We start from the raw sequence: 20487 nt of genomic DNA, 5'->3' as shown, positions 1-20487 counted from the left end.
TTGACTGCATTCGTCATTATTTTTACATCGTATGGACAAGATCCAAGGAGGTTGCAGCTTAATGAAGAAAATGGCTATATTTTTAGTGATAATCGTCGCCCTTTTTGTCCTGCTGGGCGTTTTTACAAACTTGAAAAAAGAAGAAAAATCAAAAGGAAATCCATACGGCAAGGATAAGCTTAAACCCGCTACTGTCGATCAGCTGGATGACCCCAATTATCAAAATTTGATTCTTCCTGTAGAGTTGGAGCAGGACCTCCAAGATAGTAAAGACGTGACCGTTTATTTCTATAGTCCTACGAACTCAATCAGTCAAAAAACCACACCAGTCGTGGCACCTTTGGCAGAGAAATTGGGTATTGATCTTGTTCAATTTAATCTTTTGGAGTTTGAACAAGGATGGAGCGACTATGGCATCAAAAAGACTCCTACCATCGTTCATTATAAAAATGGCAAAGAACAAGAACGAATCGTCGGATTTAAAGATGAAGTAACGTTCGAGAAATGGTTCGAGGACCACGATATTAATTAAGGATGAAAAAATGAGCCGGCCCTAACGGAAATGCTTCTCCCGTTATAGCCGGCTCATTTTTTTTACCTTATACTAAATATTGATTCGCCACCTGGATGTCCATCATCTGCATTTCATTATTCGCTTCAAGGTTTATACTTGAAAAATGGTCATAATAAAAGGGGAAGAATATTCCGCATTCATTCAATAGAGTGATGTTATGTTGGAACAATTCTTCAGACTTAGGTTCCATCACCCTCTTTTGTTTGTCTAATATCGACATAAGGACTTGAAGACATGTCATTACTTGAAATGCGTCTCTTAATGTTGCCAAGTAAGTAACAGAACTTTGATTGGGCTCTAAAACGCCAATCTCACGAAAATGAAGGATTTCACTTTCCGTAAAGTACTTTGGAAATACAGATTCGTAGAAACGAGACACGAGACTCGCTATTTCTTGCTCTTGTTCTTCCGTTGAAGAAAAGACCGTCTTCACTAAAAAAACCACCTTTTTTCAGATCCGTTAGACCTATCTATTATATGTATATTCTAGGACAAGGGATTTCTTTCCCCATAGAATAACATAAATATTGTAAAAAATATGTGGTAATTTCCACCACCGAAAATCTTAGCAATAGGCCCAAGGTTACTTTTTTATACCATATCCATAATTATTATAGATTTTTTTCATTCAGGCACAACCAAACGAGTCGAAAGTAGGAGTTAAATTGGAAAATTTCAAAATAACTAACCAACATTTAATAATTGATGTTCTCCAAAGTTGGAATGGATTAACATTAGAAAAGCTTTTCAGGGAGCGTTGGAAGGCCCCGAAAAAATTAGTGCATGAATGGAGGATGAGTAAAGAAGTGTCAATGAACGGGAATTACGTCACCTGGTCAACTATCCTCAATGAAGGAGATACGATCAGCATCCCCTTATTGGATCACGCTGAAAATGAAACAGTTCAAGCTGCAGACTTAGGAATTACCATCTTATATGAAGATGATGTGTTGTTGATAGCCAATAAGCCGGCTGGAATGGAAACCCACCCTTCTCAACCGGGTGATGCACACTCCCTCCTCAATGGAGTCGCACACCATCTTCAAAAAACCAGCCAGACCTGTATGATCAAGCATATTCATAGGCTTGATAAAGATACCACCGGTGCGGTCCTTTTTGCCAAAAACCGCCTCATTGGGTCCATGCTGGATAGAATGTTGGAAGAAAGGGAAATCAAGCGGACTTACCTAGCTTTAGTCGAAGGAAACATTAAAAAGGATGAAGGAGAAATCAAAGAAAAAATTGGACGTGACCGCCACCATGCCACTAGACGAAGGGTTTCCCCTACTGGCCAGACGGCAGTCACCCATTATCGGGTGCTTAACCGTGATTCCAAGAAAAACTTGACCCTCGTCAGCTGCACCCTGGAAAGCGGCCGAACCCACCAGATCAGGGTGCATTTCAGTCATTTGAACCATCCCTTGGCCGGAGATACATTGTATGGCGGAAAAAAGACATTTCCACGTCAAGCCCTGCATGCAAGGAAAATCGAATTCATCCATCCCATTTCAGAAGAAAAAATGATCGTTGAAGCTCCTTTCATTGATAGACCTGAAATATTCAATCTCAACATTTAAACAGAAATAAAAAACACCGTGCCATTTCGGACGGTGTTCGAGCTTGCACAAAAGAGATCTAGCTAAAAATTTCAAAACTAAGTTGATTGGAGCGTATGGTACGAGACTCCTGCGGGAATACGTGTCCAGGGGAGACACCGCAGGCGCAAAGCACCGAGAAGGCTTCCCTGACCGCCCGCGGAAAGCGAGTGCCTGGAGAGGTAATCAACATTTCAATTCTATAAACACTCAAAAATACTGTAGGAAAAATCAATTATTATCGAGTTTTTAGTCAAATGGAACTCTATCTAAAAGGTAAAACAAAGTTGATTGGAGCGTATGGTACGAGACTCCTGCGGGAAATCGTGTCCAGGGAAAACACCGCAGGCGCAAAGTGCCGAGGAGGCTTCCCGGACCGCCCGCGGAAAGCGGGTGCCTGGAGAGGAAATCAACATTTCAATTCTATAAACACTCAAAAATACTGTAGGAAAAATCATTTATTATCGAGTTTTAGTCAAATGGAGCTCTATCTAAAAGGTAAAACAAAGTTGATTGGAGCGTATGGTACGAGACTCCTGCTGGAATACGTGTCCAAGGAAGACACCGCAGGCGCAAAGCACCGAGAAGGCTTCCCGGACCGCCCGCGGAAAGCRAGTGCCTGGAGAGGTAATCAACATTTCAATTCTATAAACACTCAAAAATACTGTAGGAAAAATCAATTATTATCGAGTTTTTAGTCAAATGGAGCTCTATCTAAAAGGTAAAACAAAGTTGATTGGAGCGTAAGGTACGAGACTCCTGCGGGAAATCGTGTCCAGGGAAGACACCGCAGGCGCAAAGCGCCGAGGAGGCTTCCCGGACCGCCCGCGGAAAGCGAGTGCCTGGAGAGGAAATCAACATTTCAATTATATAAATACTCAAAAATGTGCTGTAGGAAAAATCAATTATTATCGAGTTTTTAGTCAAATGGAGCTCTATCTAAAAGGTAAAACAAAGTTGATTGGAGCGTAAGGTACGAGACTCCTGCGGGAATACGTGTCCAGGGGAGACACCGCAGGCGCAAGTGCGCCGAGGAGGCTTCCCGGACCGCCCGCGGAAAGCGAGTGCCTGAAGTGGAGATCAACACTTTTTTGCAAACTCCATTAATTTCGAATTTGTGACAGTAACATCGTAACATACCGGGACGGTGTTCTTATTTCTTCATTAATATTATCCCAATTGTCGCTCATACTTTTTTTCAGCGGACAGATTTTCTGCATGTTGGGTCGAGTTTTTTTTACGCTACACGGCCGAAATATACACATGTTGGGACGAAATCCGTTCATTTTGGCATAAAAAAATAGCTGGCCACTTGGGCCAGCTTTATTTTTGTATTTATGAAGCTTTTCTCATGCCTTTTAAGATAAGGCTTAAGATGAAGACAAATACGATTGCACCAATCAATGCTGGAATTATAGCGAAATCTGCCACTGAAGGTCCCCAGTTCCCAAGAATTAATGAACCTAACCATGCACCAACAAAACCAGCGATAATGTTACCGATAATTCCAAATGGTACGTCACGTCCAACAATCATACCTGCTAACCAACCGATGATACCTCCGATAATTAATGACCATAAAAATCCCATAATATATTTCCTCCTTCAAATTAGTTATTTTTTGATTTTCTGCAGCAGACTCCAAGAAATTAAATCACTTCCATATTGTCATGCTTTTTTTCAGTACTTTTAACCTTTACATTCAAATGGTATGATGCCGATTCGCACAATATCTAATGAATGTGAATGTTTAGTTATTGGGTAGTGTTAGCTAGCTATGCCCTTGAGTAACTGATTGGACAATCCTCGTGTTAGTGATTTTTTTCTTTTTGTTTGCTGCTGTACTCATTATTTTCCCCGTTTAATTAATCTAAAACCTAATTTTTTTTAAAAATATTTGGCAATAAAAACAGGATTATCAGATATATTAAACGGGTATACCATAGGCTTAACTTTGTCACATAGTTAGTATAAGCAGCATTCGTCTCAATTATGTTCATAAAGCAAAAAGAAAAAGGATGCCCCATTATCGGGACACCCTCCTATCATTTGCAGTATTCTTTTTAGAACAAAAGTTCATCGGGATTGCTGCCGAAACGTTCATTTTTGTTCAAGGCATCTATTTGATTCATTTCATTTAAACTCAATGAAAAATCAAATACCTGTGCATTTTCCTTGATACGGGATGGCGTAATCGATTTAGGTATTACAACTAGATCATGTTGCAAATGCCATCTAATCAACACTTGTGCTGGACTTTTCCCGTGCTTCTTTGCTATATGATTAATTGTCGGCTCTTCCAAAAGGTTCCCTCTGCCTAGCGGGCTCCAAGATTCTACCTTTATTTCATGTTTTGCACAGTAATCACGAATTTCGACTTGAGTCAAAAGTGGATGCAATTCAATTTGATTGACGACCGGCTTCACTTCACTGTTTGCAAGTAAATTTTCCAAATGATGAATATGGAAATTACTTACACCGATTGATTTCACCTTTCCATCCTTATAAAGCTTCTCCAAGGCCCTCCAGGTTTCCGGATATTTATCTTTTCCCGGCCAGTGGATCAGGTATAAATCCAAATATTCCAATCCAAGTCGATTTAAACTATCTTCAAATGCCTTGAGCGTCGTATCATATCCTTGCTCGGTATTCCACACTTTGGAGGTTATGAACAATTCTTCACGTGGCACTCCGCATTCCCGAATCGCTTGGCCTACACCTTCTTCATTTTCATAAATGGCCGCTGTATCAATCGCACGATAACCGACTTCGACCGCTTTTTTGACGGACTCAACCGTTTCATTGCCGTTTTTCACTTTAAATACACCGAAACCCAACTGTGGCATTTTAACTCCATTATGTAAGGTGATCGTTTCCCCAATATTCGAAATCATTCCATCATTCCCCCTTACTTTTATTTACCAATTATACATCCCTCCACCTTCTATTTCTAACCATAAGCATCGGCATTTATAAAGTCCCTTGAGCGCGAAAACAACACTTAAATACCATTTATATGTATTAAAGGATGCATTTTTACCTTTTAATCATTCATTAAGTTAAATATTTTGTAAAAAAATGACGAAACATCTATCCTAATAGGTATGTAATTCGTTACAATAGTATAGTTCGACTTTAAACCATGTAAAAAAGAAGGTGCCATCTTTTAAGAATAATCAAAACTAAAACTCCCATGCTATATATTGAGGAGTGGCAAGCTGTCCTGTGCCCATTCATCGGCCATAATCTATATACACTTTACATACTTGAAATCAAGGGAGTCCTCCATGTATGAATAGCATTCTCATCTTAACCGTGCTAATTATTATTTTTGCTTTGGTCTTTGACTTTATCAATGGTTTCCATGATACGGCTAACGCCATCGCTACAGCCGTATCAACCAAGGCACTTAAACCACGTCATGCAATCATCATGGCTGCGGTCATGAATTTATTGGGAGCACTGACCTTTACCGGTGTAGCGCATACCATTACAAAGGATATCGTCGATCCTTTCACATTGAATAATGGTTCTTATGTTATCCTTGCTGCACTAATTTCGGCAATAATATGGAATTTAATCACTTGGTATTTTGGCATTCCAAGCAGTTCCTCCCATGCGATCATTGGTTCAATAGCTGGAGCGGCCATCGTGGCCAGTGGATTCGATGCTATTAAATGGCATGGATTCACTAAAATTGTACAAGCATTGATCCTATCTCCCATCCTTGCCTTTACGCTTGGATTCATTGTTTACAGTATCTTCAAGGTAGTATTCAAAAATAATAATTTAGGAAAAACCAATACACGATTCAGGAGAATACAAATTGTCACGGCGGCTCTCCAGTCTTATACACATGGGACGAATGATGCTCAAAAATCCATGGGTATCATCACGATGGCTTTGATCGCTAACGGATATGCCTCTACCTCTGAAGTTCCTTTCTGGGTACAATTATCTTGCGCAATAGCCATGGCGCTTGGTACATCGATCGGAGGTTGGAAGATCATCAAAACCGTTGGCGGTAAAATCATGAAAATCCGCCCGGTTAATGGTGTGGCTGCCGATATGACTGGAGCAGCGATCATTTTCGGTGCAACCTTCCTGCATATGCCGGTCAGCACGACACATGTCATTTCTTCTTCCATACTTGGGGTCGGTTCTGCACATCGCATCAAAGGGGTAAAATGGGGAACCGCAAAAAACATGTTGGTCACTTGGTTCATTACATTGCCAATTTCTGCTTCCTTAGCTGGAGTCATTTACTATTTGATTGCTTTATTTTTATAGAACCTTTTGCCTTTCCATATCGGAAAGGCTTTTTTTTTACAAATACCCCCTTATAAATGCAGGTTTTTCCCTTTTTTTAATTTTCCTTGTTTTTTTATGTAAAGTTTTATTAAGATTTTGTAAATTTTCGTCGAAAAACCTTCCCGGATCCTACATGAATTCGTTACAATCAATTTGTTAATACTAAGCGTACGACTAAAGTGCGTAAATTTGCATGACTAATTGGGAGGCTTTAACATGGCTTTTAAATCAAAAAAAGACAAATTCGCTGTAATGCTTTTTAACATCGCTCAAAACCTTAAAGAAGGTGCTGACTATTTCGCGGATTATAAACTCAAAAATATCTCCGATCTAAAAGTATTTTCAGATACGATGAAAGACTATGAGCATAAAGGCGATTCAATGGTTCATAATGTGATCAAAGAGCTGAACAATGCTTTCATCACTCCTATCGAACGGGAGGATATCCTTGAATTAACCATGAGAATGGATGATGTCATAGACGGTTTGGAACACTGTGCGGCATTATTCGAAATGTACTCAATTGTAAATGCAGATGAGTATATGCTTAAGTTTGTGGATGCAATCAAACAGTGTACTTATGAGATTGAAAATGCTGTCGATACACTATCCACTAAAAAATTGCCATTGATACGTGAACATGCAATCAAAATTAAAGATCTTGAATCCGTTTGTGACGGAATCCAACGTCAATCAATCAAAAACTTGTTTACAGTTGAAAAAGATCCAATCAGGATCATTCAATATAAAGAAATTTACGAAAGCCTTGAAGAGATTGCCGATCACTGTCAAGCGGTGGCCAATACACTTGAAACAATCATAATGAAAAACGCCTAAGGAGTACCCCAATAAATGGATACTTTATTAATTATAACAATATTAATCGTTTTCTTTGCTTTAGCATTTGACTTCATTAATGGTTTTCATGATACAGCCAATGCAATAGCGACTGCCGTTTCAACAAAGGCCTTGAAGCCGAGGCATGCCATCATCATGGCAGCCGTCATGAATTTCGTCGGTGCCATGACATTTACTGGAGTGGCGAAGACCATAACGAAGGATATCGTGGATCCGTTCACGCTTCCGAATGGTTCATATGTAATTATGGCTGCTCTGCTTGCCGCTATCATATGGAACCTTCTAACCTGGTATTACGGAATACCAAGCAGTTCCTCCCATGCATTGATCGGTTCGATTGCTGGTGCAGCCATTGCTGCAGCGGGATTCGCTGGAATTAAATGGGAAGGTTTCATGAAAATTCTTCAAGCTTTGATCTTCTCCCCGTTAATTGCTTTTGTAATCGGGTTTATCGTATACAGCATCTTTAAAGTTGTCTTTAAAAACAATAACCTGACAAAAACAAACCAAAAATTCCGGACTATACAGATTGCTACTGCAGCACTTCAATCGTATACCCACGGAACGAACGACGCACAAAAAGCGATGGGTATCATCACGATGGCCCTTATTGCAAATGGTTATGCATCAAGTACCGATATCGCCTTATGGGTTCAGTTCTCCTGTGCTCTCGCAATGGGACTTGGAACTTCCGTCGGCGGATGGAAAATCATTAAAACCGTTGGCGGCAAAATCATGAAAATCCGCCCGGTCAATGGTGTTGCAGCCGATTTAACCGGAGCCTTTATCATTTTCGGTGCGACTGTAATACACATGCCAGTCAGTACAACCCATGTTATATCGTCTTCAATCCTTGGTGTTGGGTCTGCGCATCGTGTCAAGGGCGTAAAATGGGGAACGGCAAAAAGAATGATCATCACTTGGTTCATTACCATTCCCATCTCGGCAACATTAGCTGGTTTGCTTTATCTTTTAATTAACTTCTTATTCTAAAATAAAATCCCTTCCGGTTTCCATCGGTAGGGATTTTCTGTTTTACAAGGATTTATCTATGCTTATCAATAGGAAATCGTTTAAAATTCAAGGAGAAGGAATTTTTTTTAGCGAGGGGCAAAATAAAAATGAAGGAATTCGAAAAAAATAGAGATATTTTTAAAGACCTTTATGGAGATATGATGGAGTTTGCCGATAGAATCAGTTCTGTTTTAGGTTGCCCCATTACAATCGAGGACGGTAACCACCGCTTACTTGCCTATAGCACTCACGATGATACGACGGATCAGGCCCGTATCATGACCATAATCGGAAGACGTGTCCCTGAAAAGGTCATCAACAGTTTATGGAAAGATGGCTTCATCCCTGCGTTATTGAAGGAAGATGCCCCCATTAAAATCGGGGCCATCAATGATGTCGGTCTTGGTAACAGGGTTGCGGTTTCCATCCGGAAAAATAATGAAGTACTTGGATTCATTTGGGCCTTGGAAGTAAATGAACCTTTCACCGAAGAAGATATGAAATTTCTGCAATTCGCTGCCAAGGAGGCAAAGAACCAGTTACAGCAATTGCAATTGAAAAAGAAAAGGAAAGAAGCAGGTCATCAAGAGTTTCTATGGCGCATGTTGACCGGGCACTACCAAGAAGAATCGGAAATAATTGAAAATTACAAGAAATTCTCAATCCATGTTCCAGTGGTTTTTTCCATATTGGTATTCGAATTTCCTAAAGAGATCAATCGCGAAGTGGAGCGCTACATTTCATATATGTTAACGACCACTCAAAAGATAAACAGTTCCTTATTTGCCATTGACCATAACAAGCTCATTCTTTTCGCGGGAGCCAACCAGGAAAACAGCCCTTCTTTCACTTCATCGATTTATGAGTTCATCCCTTTTTTCATTCTGGAGATGAAACGGCGTTTCGGTGTTGAGCATATCCTTGGAACGGCTGGCAATATGTATAAAAACTTAATGGATGTTAAATCAAGTTACGAAGAAGCTCTATACACCCTAAAAATGAAGAATATATTCCCTGATGACATGGCACTCATTTTACATTATGAAGAACTTGGCATGTTTCAAATGATTGAATCACTCGCAAGCAACAAACAGCGTCGTGTTCATCCTTCCATCCTTAAACTTAAAGCATACGATATGAAAAACCAGACGGAATTGCTGCAAACACTCACCGTCTATCTAGAGAAAGACTGCAACCCAAATGAAGCTTCAAAAAATCTTCATATTCATGTAAATACATTGAATTACCGATTAAAAAGAATCTCTGAAGTGGGAAATATTCGATTAAAAGATCCAATTCAAAAAATGTCCCTCTTTCTTAACATTAAACTTAATCAATATGATGAATTTTCCAAAAAAAATTAATGATATATTCCCAGATATGGAATACTAAAAGAAGTGTGGAAAGGTTGATCATATGAAATTAGAAACAAAAGAAGAACTTGAAAAAGAATTAACAATCATTGAAAAATGGGAGAAAGATCAGAAAGGACTATGGTTTTGGGAACGGATTGGGCGCATCCCCTTCAAGCTATTGGATAAGTTGACACCAGATTTCATTCAAAAAAAATTGGGTGTCATGCTTGATGAAATCGGCAGCTACATTCAGAATGGCGGAAAATATTTAACGAAAGAAGCCCATATACTTAGTCAGCTGCAAGCCAAGGTTCCCGAGTTGAATATTAATGACCTGGAAGATGTTTCAAGCATCCCCCTCCATATCATGGATAGCGTGAGTCAGGATATTAAAACTTCAGGCAGCAAATTGGCAACGGTTCAAGGTGCCACTACCGGGATTGGCGGAATCTTCACCTTGGCCATCGATATCCCACTTCTTCTCGGGATGTCCATCAAAACCCTTCAGGATATCGCCATCACATATGGCTTCAATCCTAGAGACCGCCAAGAACGTATTTTCATCGTCAAATGTCTGCAATTTACAACATCGGATGTTGTCGGCAAAAAGGCTCTATTAAATGAATTGTCGAAAATGAACCAGACGGATTCCCAATCAAAAAGGGAAATAGCATCCGAACTCCAGGGATGGCGAGAAGTCGTTTATACATACCGCGATCAGTTTGGCTGGAAAAAGCTTTTGCAAATGGTTCCTGTTGCCGGAATAATATTTGGCGCCATTACAAATCGTTCGATGATTGCCGATATCGCCGATACGGGAATCATGCTTTACAAGAAAAGAAGGATTTTAGAGCGCATTCAAGAACCTATTGCAAAGAATTGATTTCAGCTTTACAAAGGTCTTGATCCTCGCAAGTCCATGGTTTTTGAAACTGCGTTTGTGGAATTCCACAAATACACCTTTTTCATTTTTCTGATTTCCACATACTAACTGTTTCTTTTTCCAACTATACTTGTGATACAAATAGTAAAACATATTATTGGAGGGATTAAGATGAGAATAGGAATTCCAAAAGAGATTAAAAACAATGAAAATCGTGTAGCTATCACTCCAGCTGGGGTCGTGGCATTAGTCAATGCAGGACATGAAGTATTAATCGAAATGAACGCAGGTCTAGGAAGCAGTTTCACAAATGAAGCATATCAAGAAGCTGGTGCTGTTATAGTCGAGGACGCTGCTAGCGTTTGGGCAAGTACAGAAATGATCATGAAAGTAAAAGAACCTATCTCATCTGAATATAAATATTTCAGAAAAGATTTAATCCTTTTCACATATTTACATCTTGCGGCAGAACCGGCACTAGCTCAGGCACTAAAAGAAAGCGGTGTCTTGGCCATTGCTTATGAAACGGTTGCAGTAAACCGCACACTTCCATTATTGACACCAATGAGTGAAGTTGCAGGCCGCATGGCTGCACAAATCGGTGCTCAGTTCCTTGAAAAAAATAACGGCGGTAAAGGAATACTCTTAAGCGGAGTTCCTGGAGTTAAACGCGGTAAAGTCGCTGTAATCGGCGGAGGAATGGTTGGAACGAATGCTGCTAAAATCGCTATTGGTTTAGGCGCAGATGTTACCATTCTTGACTTAAGCCCTGACCGCCTTCGTCAGCTTGATGATATTTTCGGAAATGAACTGACTACACTCATCTCCAACCCTTATAATATTGCAGAAGCAGTCAAAGATGCCGATTTAGTAATCGGTGCCGTATTGATTCCAGGTGCTAAAGCTCCTAAGCTCGTTACTGAAGAAATGGTTAAAACGATGTCTCCAGGTTCAGTCATTGTCGATGTTGCAATCGACCAAGGCGGTATCTTTGAAACTGTCGACCACATAACAACACATGATAACCCTACTTATGTTAAACATGGAGTAGTTCATTATGCAGTGGCGAATATGCCAGGGGCAGTGCCTCAAACTTCTACAGTAGCTTTAACTAACGTAACAGTACCATTTGCACTTCAAATTGCAAATAAAGGTGCCATCAAAGCGATCCTTGAAAATGATGCTCTTGCAAAAGGCGTCAATGTGGCCAACGGTGAAATCACGTTCGAAGCAGTTGCCACAGACCTTGGCTACAATTACGTAAGTGTTGAAAACGCCTTAAACCCGAATAACATTAACGCTTAATATTAATAAGACTCCAGAATCTTGTCTGGAGTCTTATTTTTTTTGGTCGAGGGCCTCGATGAAGCTGAGCTTCTTCGTATGATATCTGGATCAGGCCGGGATATTCCGCACAAGGGTCGAATTATCCTCATATGGGTTGGATTATCTGCTCGGACGGGCGATTTTTCCGGAGATATAAGATATGCCACTTCTTGATCAAGTCTGCCCTTTTCCCGGTTGATGTCCTTACTAATCATACAAAATAGAATATTCCTCTTAATCTATGAAAATCTTTCCAGGATTCATTATTCCTTTCGGATCCAAAGCCTGTTTGATCGTTTTCATCACTTCATAAGCAGCTCCATGCTCCCTTCGCTGATACTTCGATTTTCCAAGTCCTACCCCATGTTCACCCGTACATGTACCGCCTTTTGTTAATGCATATTCGACGATTTCTTCATTTAACCTCTTCGCTTCTTTAACTTCTTCAGGATTTTTCAAATCAATCATGAACAATACGTGATAATTCCCGTCACCTACATGTCCTACAATCGCCCCCTCCACTTTGGATTGTTCGACTTTCTTCCTTGTATCCAGTATGGCATTCGATAATTCATGTAGTGGCACACTTACGTCGGTCACCATCAGCTTTTTTCCGGGTGAACTATGAATGAAAGCGTACGCGAGATTATGGCGCGCTTCCCATAAGGCGTTCCGTGCTTTTGAATCGGTTTCAAACTGGATATCTCCACAGCCAAAATCACTTACGATTTCCTTGGCAAATTTGACGTCCTGTTCCAGTCCGGCAAAATTCCCATGAAACTCGAGGAATAGAGTTGGTTGGACATCATAGGATTTATCCATGAATTGATTAACTTTTTTTATGGACTCGGCATCCACCAATTCAATTCGTGCAATCGGGATTCCAGCAAGCATGATCCCATTAACCGCAGATACTGCCTGTTCGACGGTTGGAAATGAGGCTCTTCCGGCCATTGTGACTTCAGGGATGCCATATACCTTCAATGTCAGTTCAGTAAATACACCCAGCGTACCTTCAGAGCCGACAAATAAGCCATTCAAATGAATGCCTGAAGATGATTTTGTCGCTAAGCTTCCGGAATGAATCACTTCACCGTTTGCTAAAACCACCTCCAAATCCCTGACTTGATCGCGCATTATCCCATATTTGACCGAGGTCGTCCCACTTGCATTCGTAGCTGCCATCCCACCCAATGTAGCATMGGCGCCAGGATCGACGGAAAAGAACAAACCGTATTTTTTTAATTCTTTATTAAGTTGCGTCCTTGTCACACCCGGTTGGACCTTAACAAGGAAATCATTTTCCCTGATTTCCAATATTTGATTCATCAAGGACAAATCCAGGGAAATACCCCCTTTGACTGGAACGACATGTCCCTCCAAACTTGATCCTAACCCAAAAGGAATGACTGGTATTTCACGCTCATTCGCATAACACATGACTGCGCTTACTTCTGCAGTATCCCTTGGATATATGACCATATCCGGTAAATGTGGGCTGTGATATGATTCATCATGGCTGTGCTGTTCCAATAAAGTTTCATTCACCGTTACTTGTTCTTCCGAAAGTATCTTCCTTAATTCTTCTATATAACCTTTCATTATTACAGCCTCCTCTTTTCCCCGAACATTCTGAAAATGGTTCGCGAATGAGATTGCCCGCTAATAGGCAATCCATCTTTCTTCATTTACTGAAACCTTTCGTTTTATCCGTGCAGGCCTTCATTGCTTGCAGAATGCTGGATCTTAGCTGATTCTCTTCTAAAGCCGCTACCGCAGAAATCGTTGATCCGCCCGGCGTGCAGACATCATCCTTTAAAGCAGCAGGATGTCTTTCCGTTTCCAGTACCATTTTAGCAGCTCCCATTACAGCTTGTGCTGCCATTCGGTATGCTTGTTTTCGTGGAATGCCATCACGGACCCCTCCATCAGCCAGCGCCTCGATGAACATATAAACATAAGCAGGCGACGAACCGCTGATGGCCGGAACTGCGTTCATCAAATCTTCATGCAGGATTTCCGTTTTACCGAAACTATTCAGCAGTGCAGTCACATCCTCTATATCATCATCGGTAATTTCATCATTGATGCACATGGCAGTCATGCCTTCACCGACAAGCGAAGGAGTGTTTGGCATCGTCCGGACTACCTTCACTCTTTTTTCGAAGCTGTTCTCAACTAGAGATACAGTGATTCCTGCTGCCATAGTAATGATAACGGTGTCTTCTTTAACATGATTCTTCACTTCTTCAAGTACTTGCTTATGCATGGCAGGTTGGATCCCCAGAAAGAGAAAATCGGCAAAACCGGCAACCTCTTTATTATCCAAAGTACCTCTAACGTTATATTTCGTGGTGATTTTAGTTTTGGTCTCCGCACTCGAAGTACTGACCATTATTCCTTCAGGTGAAATGACCTCTGCATGCAGCATGCCCTCAAGCATTGCCTCACCCATTTTGCCGCATCCAATAAACCCGATTTTTTTATTCATATCTTACACTTCCAATCATAAGTTCATCTATGTTCCCACTTTATTATATCGGATATGATAAATGGAAACACGTTGGAGATATTAAACAGGAAGGATTTGGTGGTTTCTGGTCGAATTACTTAAAGTGATATGGATGAATTTGTATATTCACCTTTACCCACTATAGTCAAGTAATTGAATTCTTTTGCAAAAAAAAAATGTTGACTAATTGGTCATAAGAGATTTATAATTTTGACCTATTAGTCACAAACGAATAAGAAATACAGTTATAGAAATGGAGAAATGCTATGCAAATGGAAAAAAAAGCGGTCAATACCAAGCTTGTCTTAACAGGATTGATCATAGGAATGTTTTTCAGTTCATTGGAACAGACGATCGTCGGTACGGCAATGCCGACAATTATCGGGGAATTGAATGGATTCACCATCTTTGCATGGGTAACGACTGCCTATTTAATAGCCTCAACGACTGTTGTACCCATTGTTGGAAAGCTATCTGATTTATATGGCAGGCGTTCCCTTTATCTGCTTGGCACAATCATATTTACGATCGGTTCGTTTTTATGTGCCACAGCCACTTCGATGGAGCAATTGATCATCTACAGAGGTCTGCAGGGAATCGGCGGCGGAATGATCATGCCTTTGTCCCAAACAATCATCGGCGATATATTCTCTGCGGAACAAAGAGCCAAATGGCAGGGTGTATTCGGAGCCCTTTTTGGATTAAGTTCTGTCATCGGCCCTTTTCTGGGCGGCCTGATCGTTGACCATATCAGCTGGCATTGGATTTTTTTGATCAATGTACCGACAGGCTTACTATCGGCCATTTTGATTTATGTAGGATTGAAACATGAAGCGATAAGGAAAACTGAGAAAGTGAATATCGATTATCTAGGAATCTTCACTTTGATTCCTGGTATTATCCTGTTATTGCTTGGCTTGACCTTCGGTGGTGATAAATTCGAATGGTTATCACTGGAATCTATCTTGATTTTCGGCAGCACCATTGTCTTCATTGTCCTATTCATCATTTTTGAAAGAAGAGCGGTCGAACCGATCCTTGATTTAACCCTTTTTAAAAATAGAGTTTTTTCCACCACGAATATTTTAGGATTCCTGCTTGGCCTTGGCATGTTTGGGGCAATCATGTTCGTCCCGCTGTTCATGCAAGGCGTTTTGGGAGTTTCACCAACAAAAGCGGGATCGACCATGACTCCGATGATGATCGGTATGATTCTTTCCAGCATCATTGGCGGGCGGTTACTTTTGAAATTCCGTTTTCGTACCGTGCTTACCTTTGGAATGGCCTTTGCGACGCTTGGCTTTTTCCTAATGAGTATGATGGACGGCAGTACGACTATATTCACTGCGTACTCATTCATGGCCATCCTTGGGATAGGTATGGGGCTTGTCATGCCGACATTGATGATTGCCGTTCAAAACGAATTTCCAAAATCGCAGCTAGGGTCGGTTACAGCGGCTTCAACCTTCTTCCGCTCAATAGGTGGAACGATGGGCATCACGATTTTGAATGCTGTCATGAATCACAATCTCCAGCAAAATATGGATGATGCGGTCGTAAGTCAAAAAGACCCTATATTGCATGAGGCACTGAAAGCATTAGCCGATAAAACGGATACGTTATTCAACATCATGCTTTATCCCGAAAACCTAAAAATGCCCGCAGAAGTCAGCAATGTCCTTGTTAAAACGATAGAAAATGCTTGGATCGATGCATTCTCCAGTGTTTTCATCACCGGTATCTTTTTCGTTTCCGCAGGGATATTAGTGGCACTTTCCGTGGGTTCGGGCCGAATCAAAAGAGATCAAGAAACGGAAAAAGAATTAGGCTAAAACAGGCTCGGGACCGGCTGATATAATCAGCCGGCCTTTTTCATCCCTTCAATCCTATGTTTCTTTTTCATTGATAAGGGCATTTTACCTATATGAGACTAAATGGGGTGATACTATGGACAAGATAAACGATTCAATTTTGCTTGCTGATTTTTATCAGCAGCCCACGCTTGAACTGGCGAAATCCCTTCTTGGCTGCCTGATCGTAAAAGAAACAGCGGAAGGAACCGCTTCTGGATTCATTGTTGAAACAGAGGCCTACATGGGACCTGGGGACAGGGCAGCACATAGTTTTGGAAATAGACGGACAAAACGGACGGAAGTGATGTTCGGAAATTCCGGTTTGATCTATACATACGTCATGCACACACATACACTGGTCAATGTCGTAAGCGGCGGACCTGAAAATCCGGAAGCCATTTTAATTCGCGCGATTGAACCGTATTCAGGGCTCGAGTTAATGCATGAAAGACGCGGAATTGCCGATATTCGTAAATGGACCGATGGACCAGGGAAGCTAACAAAGGCACTAGGCATCACCATGGATGATTATGGCCGATCTTTTACCGATCCCCCGTTATATCTGGCTGCCGGAAAAAGGCCTGGCCACATATCCAGCGGTCCCCGCGTCGGAATCGACAACTCCGGGGAAGCAAAGGATTACCCTTGGCGTTTCTGGATTACCGACAATCCATTTATATCCCGTAAGAACTTAATTAATAAAAGGGGACCAAAATAGTCTCCATGATGTTATTCCCTCTAAGCGAACATTGTAATTCTGTGTATGTTACACAACTTAGAGGGGATTTTGCTTTGTCGGTAAGCATCCCGAAATCCATATCAAGTATCGTATATGAAAGTATTATGAAAATAGCTAATGACAGCCCTAGCCTCAAAAGGAACAAGACTTTAATTGAAGTTTAATTTCTGCCAAACTTATACATTAGATTATTCAAGTCCCCTCAATATCCCATAAATCAATTTCCATAATTTCCTTACCCATTCATCTTCCAGCCTATTTCCCCAGTAATAATAAATTGACTTCCTTCTATTACGAACCTAATATAGTTAAGTCAGCAATATGGAAGGTGGTTTATGATGAACGTTCAGGCCCTTTTGCAAATGAATACAATTTTTATTAGTATCCTAATTGAATCTCTTCCCTTCATTTTACTGGGAGTCCTTATATCTGGAATCATCCAAATTTTTGTGTCGGAAGAGATGATTGCAAAAATCATTCCGAAAAATCCGATCTTATCTGTTCTATCCGCAATAGGTGCAGGAGTCTTTTTTCTTGCCTGCGAGTGCGGGATCGTCCCGATCACCCGCCGTTTGATCGCTAAAGGGGTTCCTCTTTCAGCGGCCATTGCCTTTATGCTATCTGCACCCATTCTCAATCCGATCGTCCTGTTTTCCACCTATATAGCGTTTGGCAATAGCTGGAGCATGGTTTTCTATCGTGGCGGAATTGCATTCGCGGTCGTCCTGATCATTGCATTCATCCTGTCTTTTCAATTTAAGACAAATCAGCTTAAACAGGAACATATCGAACATATACAAATACATCACCATAAACTTACATTTAAAGACAAAATAACGGGGATGTTCAAACATTCGATTGAAGAGTTCTTTTCTGTTGGAAAATACTTAATCATTGGTGCATTGCTGGCGGCTGCCATTCAAACCTTTTTGAAAACATCCCTATTGCTTGAAATCGGTCAAGGTAAACTATCAGGGAATGCAGTCATGATGGCTTTATCCTATGTCATGTCCTTGTGTTCCCAAGCGGACGCCTTTGTTGCAAGTTCTTTTAGAAGTACCTTCTCTCCCTCTTCACTAGTTGCTTTTCTTGTATTTGGGGCCATGTTTGATATTAAAAATACGATCATGCTTTTAGGTACCTTCAAAACAAAATTCGTTTTATGTTTGATGGCCTATATATTTATTTCCGTCTTAGGCCTAACTTTATTGTTTATTTCTTAAAGAGGGTGTTTTATATGGGAAGATTATTCATATTACTTGGACTTACTTTTTTATTCATGCATTTACACGCCTCAGGGAATATATCGAAATACATTAATATGGAATATTCATATGTTTCACAGATTGCTATCTATATACTGGCAATATTCACTTTAATGGGATCTTATTTATATTTTAAGGAAGGTAATCAAGAAGAAGGTGTTGATTGTCAGTGCGGACATGATCACTCCCGGGAAAATAAGAAATGGAAAAGGAACCTTACTTACTTCCTATACTTCATTCCCATTTTAACCGGTCTCTTTTTGCCTGTTGCCACTATGGACTCCAATATTGTAGAAAAAAAAGGTTTTCATTTCCCTGTATATGAAGACTCGGATGAATATAGCCAGCATCAATTCCTGCAGCCGGATACGAGTCTTTATTATGGCAAGGATGACTATTTAACTTTAATGGATAACTCTCTCAAAGGCCTGGTCGATCGTGATAGTCTCCAATTAACAGATGAAAACTATCTAAACGATTTAGAAGCCATCTATTACTCTCCTGGAAAGTTCACTGGCAAACAAATAACGTTAACCGGATTTTCGTACAATTCAGATGAGCTAGCCAAAAACCAGGTATTCCTGTTTCGTTTTGGGGTCATTCATTGTGTCGCTGACTCTGGGGTATTCGGTATGTTAATCGAATTTCCTGAAGGAATGCATCCTAAAAATGATGAGTGGTATTCCGTGACAGGTGAATTGGAATCCATTTATTATCAGCCATTCAAGAAAACCATTCCCCTGCTCAAAGTATCATCACATAGTAAAATCGCTGAACCGGATGATCCCTATGTTTATAGACAATATTAAAAAATGAATCATGGAAAGGTAAGGATATGCCATCCTTACCTTTCTTTTTAATCACCTAAAACCTCCATTTTTATGAAATGCTCTTTTTATCCATTTATGCGAAATTACAGCATGGCCCTCTAACACTCCACCTAAATCCCATAAATGCCCATTCACCTGTAGCAAGATTACCCAAAAATGACGAAAAAGTTGAATTTTATTTATATGGGTCATGTTTTTTATATTCCATACCTTTATAATATAAATGCTAGATATTTTTTTACCACATCAGGAGGAACTTTCCTAAATGAACAATTCTAAAAACTCTTTCATTCTTGCGGGGACCATTATAGGTACCCTAATCGCCGGCACTTCTGCTTATGCTGGTTCTTATCAAGTTAAATCAGGGGACACCCTGGATAAAATCTCTAAAGCCAATAATACAACTGTCCAGCACTTAAAATCTCAAAACCATTTGACTAGTAACCTTATTTTTCCCGGCCAAGTCTTGAAATTTAATACCCTTAACAACCATACAGATAATAGTAAAGATAAAACCGAAAAATATGTGGTTAAACTTGGGGATTCTTTATCTAAAATTGCCAATAAATATAATGTATCCGTTAGTGCCCTGCTTAAGTTAAACCCTAATATTTCTAGTTCGGACCGGATATATATTGGCCAAACCATCCGGGTTTCCGGACAAACGTCCGGATCCAGCCCTTCGGCTAAAAATAGTTCAAATGCTACATATAAAGTCAAATCCGGGGATACCCTGGGCAAAATTGCCAGAGTCAATAATATGACTGTCCAACAATTAAAGTCTATGAATCATTTGACTAGCACTCTCATTTTTCCAGGTCAGGTCTTGAAGGTTAATGCCATTACCAGCAATCCGGATAAAGGTAAAAATACAACAGGCGTTTATGTCGTTAAATTAGGGGATTCCTTATCAACAATCGCTAAAAGATATAACCTTTCCCTTAGTGCCTTACTTAAAATAAACCCTAACATTTCCAATTCAGATCGTATTCGTATCGGCCAAACCATCCGGATTTCAGGGAAGGCCTCGGCATCTGCAATTAATAAACCGTCCAAATCCAACAAGGCAGATCAAGTTTTGGCAGCTGGCGCTAAATACTTGGGAGCCAAGTATGTTTACGGTGCGAGCACTTCACGCACTGATGTATTTGATTGCTCTTCATTCACATTAAGAGCATTCCAAAGTGCAGGTATTTCCTTGCCTCGAAATTCAGTGGCCCAATCACACGTTGGTAAAGCTGTATCCTCAAAGGCCCTGCAAAAAGGGGATTTAGTATTTTTCGATACCAATAATGATGGAGTAATCAATCATGTAGGAATTTATGCCGGTAACGGTCAAATGCTGAATGCTTCGACATCTAAAGGTGTATCA

At 40.4% G+C, this 20487-nt stretch carries 18 protein-coding genes; 13 read left to right on the top strand and 5 right to left on the bottom strand.

What is annotated here, in order from left to right:
- Positions 1-61 precede the first annotated feature (61 nt).
- Entirely contained in the window at positions 62-532 is a 471-nt protein-coding gene (locus tag AC1DVB_RS03050) for a thioredoxin family protein (RefSeq protein WP_057275651.1), read from the top strand.
- 67 nt (positions 533-599) lie between these two features.
- On the opposite strand, the gene AC1DVB_RS03045 is transcribed toward AC1DVB_RS03050, so the two are convergent.
- Entirely contained in the window at positions 600-1007 is a 408-nt protein-coding gene (locus tag AC1DVB_RS03045; protein ID WP_057275650.1) for a DUF5365 family protein, read from the bottom strand.
- A 232-nt stretch (positions 1008-1239) separates the two neighbouring features.
- Between AC1DVB_RS03045 and AC1DVB_RS03040 the strand changes: the two genes are divergently transcribed.
- Complete coding sequence (locus AC1DVB_RS03040; RefSeq protein WP_377330976.1) at positions 1240-2151, top strand: RluA family pseudouridine synthase; 912 nt, start codon at positions 1240-1242, stop codon at positions 2149-2151.
- Between the two features lie 1353 nt (positions 2152-3504).
- Here AC1DVB_RS03040 and AC1DVB_RS03035 read toward each other — a convergent pair.
- The gene (locus AC1DVB_RS03035; RefSeq protein WP_170946860.1) at positions 3505-3759 is read right to left on the bottom strand and encodes a GlsB/YeaQ/YmgE family stress response membrane protein; all 255 of its coding nucleotides are present in this window, start codon (positions 3757-3759) and stop codon (positions 3505-3507) included.
- 473 nt (positions 3760-4232) lie between these two features.
- On the bottom strand, positions 4233-5063 hold the full coding sequence (locus AC1DVB_RS03030) for an aldo/keto reductase (protein ID WP_477588129.1): 831 nt from the start codon (positions 5061-5063) through the stop codon (positions 4233-4235).
- A gap of 397 nt (positions 5064-5460) precedes the next feature.
- Here AC1DVB_RS03030 and AC1DVB_RS03025 point away from each other — a divergent pair, with 397 nt between their 5' ends.
- From AC1DVB_RS03025 to ald, 6 genes are all read left to right on the top strand, one after another.
- Positions 5461-6459, top strand: coding sequence for an inorganic phosphate transporter (locus tag AC1DVB_RS03025; RefSeq protein WP_057275649.1), 999 nt, complete (start codon positions 5461-5463; stop codon positions 6457-6459).
- A 237-nt stretch (positions 6460-6696) separates the two neighbouring features.
- Positions 6697-7317, top strand: a complete 621-nt coding sequence (locus AC1DVB_RS03020) for a DUF47 domain-containing protein (protein WP_034315087.1) — start codon at positions 6697-6699, stop codon at positions 7315-7317.
- Positions 7318-7332: 15 nt separating this feature from the next.
- Positions 7333-8331: an inorganic phosphate transporter gene (locus AC1DVB_RS03015; protein WP_057275648.1), complete on the top strand. Its 999-nt coding sequence runs from the start codon at positions 7333-7335 to the stop codon at positions 8329-8331.
- A 128-nt stretch (positions 8332-8459) separates the two neighbouring features.
- On the top strand, positions 8460-9716 hold the full coding sequence (locus AC1DVB_RS03010) for a PucR family transcriptional regulator (RefSeq protein WP_057275647.1): 1257 nt from the start codon (positions 8460-8462) through the stop codon (positions 9714-9716).
- A 52-nt stretch (positions 9717-9768) separates the two neighbouring features.
- The gene (locus tag AC1DVB_RS03005) at positions 9769-10590 is read left to right on the top strand and encodes an EcsC family protein (protein ID WP_053533926.1); all 822 of its coding nucleotides are present in this window, start codon (positions 9769-9771) and stop codon (positions 10588-10590) included.
- Positions 10591-10761: 171 nt separating this feature from the next.
- On the top strand, positions 10762-11895 hold the full coding sequence (gene ald / locus AC1DVB_RS03000; protein WP_034315093.1) for an alanine dehydrogenase: 1134 nt from the start codon (positions 10762-10764) through the stop codon (positions 11893-11895).
- A 255-nt stretch (positions 11896-12150) separates the two neighbouring features.
- On the opposite strand, the gene AC1DVB_RS02995 is transcribed toward ald, so the two are convergent.
- Together AC1DVB_RS02995 and proC are read right to left on the bottom strand one after the other, a co-directional pair.
- Entirely contained in the window at positions 12151-13518 is a 1368-nt protein-coding gene (locus tag AC1DVB_RS02995) for an FAD-binding oxidoreductase (protein ID WP_477588125.1), read from the bottom strand.
- 82 nt (positions 13519-13600) lie between these two features.
- The gene (proC, locus tag AC1DVB_RS02990; protein WP_230134996.1) at positions 13601-14407 is read right to left on the bottom strand and encodes a pyrroline-5-carboxylate reductase; all 807 of its coding nucleotides are present in this window, start codon (positions 14405-14407) and stop codon (positions 13601-13603) included.
- A gap of 287 nt (positions 14408-14694) precedes the next feature.
- Between proC and AC1DVB_RS02985 the strand changes: the two genes are divergently transcribed.
- From AC1DVB_RS02985 to AC1DVB_RS02965, 5 genes are all read left to right on the top strand, one after another.
- Entirely contained in the window at positions 14695-16260 is a 1566-nt protein-coding gene (locus AC1DVB_RS02985) for an MDR family MFS transporter (protein ID WP_057275643.1), read from the top strand.
- Between the two features lie 115 nt (positions 16261-16375).
- A complete protein-coding gene (locus AC1DVB_RS02980; RefSeq protein ID WP_454862058.1) occupies positions 16376-16999 on the top strand; it encodes a DNA-3-methyladenine glycosylase in 624 nt (207 codons plus the stop codon).
- A gap of 356 nt (positions 17000-17355) precedes the next feature.
- Positions 17356-18243, top strand: coding sequence for a permease (locus AC1DVB_RS02975; protein ID WP_396020054.1), 888 nt, complete (start codon positions 17356-17358; stop codon positions 18241-18243).
- A gap of 14 nt (positions 18244-18257) precedes the next feature.
- Positions 18258-19094: a TIGR03943 family putative permease subunit gene (locus AC1DVB_RS02970; RefSeq protein WP_063577236.1), complete on the top strand. Its 837-nt coding sequence runs from the start codon at positions 18258-18260 to the stop codon at positions 19092-19094.
- A 286-nt stretch (positions 19095-19380) separates the two neighbouring features.
- Positions 19381-20487: C40 family peptidase (locus tag AC1DVB_RS02965; RefSeq protein ID WP_477588122.1), on the top strand; the 1107-nt coding region annotated here is incomplete at its 3' end.

Source organism: Peribacillus sp. P4_D6, assembly GCF_056401795.1.
The sequence above is the reverse complement of the archived record's forward strand: the minus strand, read 5'-3'. Positions and strand labels throughout refer to the sequence as shown.

Bases quoted from the DNA above. Each gene is read 5' to 3' on its own strand.
- proC (WP_230134996.1), bottom strand. From the start codon at position 14,407: ATGAATAAAAAAATCGGGTTTATTGGATGCGGCAAAATGGGTGAGGCA.
- AC1DVB_RS03020 (WP_034315087.1), top strand. From the start codon at position 6,697: ATGGCTTTTAAATCAAAAAAAGACAAATTCGCTGTAATGCTTTTTAAC.
- AC1DVB_RS03005 (WP_053533926.1), top strand. From the start codon at position 9,769: ATGAAATTAGAAACAAAAGAAGAACTTGAAAAAGAATTAACAATCATT.
- AC1DVB_RS03030 (WP_477588129.1), bottom strand. From the start codon at position 5,063: ATGATTTCGAATATTGGGGAAACGATCACCTTACATAATGGAGTTAAA.
- AC1DVB_RS03015 (WP_057275648.1), top strand. From the start codon at position 7,333: ATGGATACTTTATTAATTATAACAATATTAATCGTTTTCTTTGCTTTA.
- AC1DVB_RS03050 (WP_057275651.1), top strand. From the start codon at position 62: ATGAAGAAAATGGCTATATTTTTAGTGATAATCGTCGCCCTTTTTGTC.
- AC1DVB_RS03035 (WP_170946860.1), bottom strand. From the start codon at position 3,759: ATGGGATTTTTATGGTCATTAATTATCGGAGGTATCATCGGTTGGTTA.
- AC1DVB_RS02970 (WP_063577236.1), top strand. From the start codon at position 18,258: ATGGGAAGATTATTCATATTACTTGGACTTACTTTTTTATTCATGCAT.
- AC1DVB_RS03025 (WP_057275649.1), top strand. From the start codon at position 5,461: ATGAATAGCATTCTCATCTTAACCGTGCTAATTATTATTTTTGCTTTG.
- AC1DVB_RS03010 (WP_057275647.1), top strand. From the start codon at position 8,460: ATGAAGGAATTCGAAAAAAATAGAGATATTTTTAAAGACCTTTATGGA.
- AC1DVB_RS02980 (WP_454862058.1), top strand. From the start codon at position 16,376: ATGGACAAGATAAACGATTCAATTTTGCTTGCTGATTTTTATCAGCAG.
- AC1DVB_RS02975 (WP_396020054.1), top strand. From the start codon at position 17,356: ATGATGAACGTTCAGGCCCTTTTGCAAATGAATACAATTTTTATTAGT.
- AC1DVB_RS02985 (WP_057275643.1), top strand. From the start codon at position 14,695: ATGCAAATGGAAAAAAAAGCGGTCAATACCAAGCTTGTCTTAACAGGA.
- ald (WP_034315093.1), top strand. From the start codon at position 10,762: ATGAGAATAGGAATTCCAAAAGAGATTAAAAACAATGAAAATCGTGTA.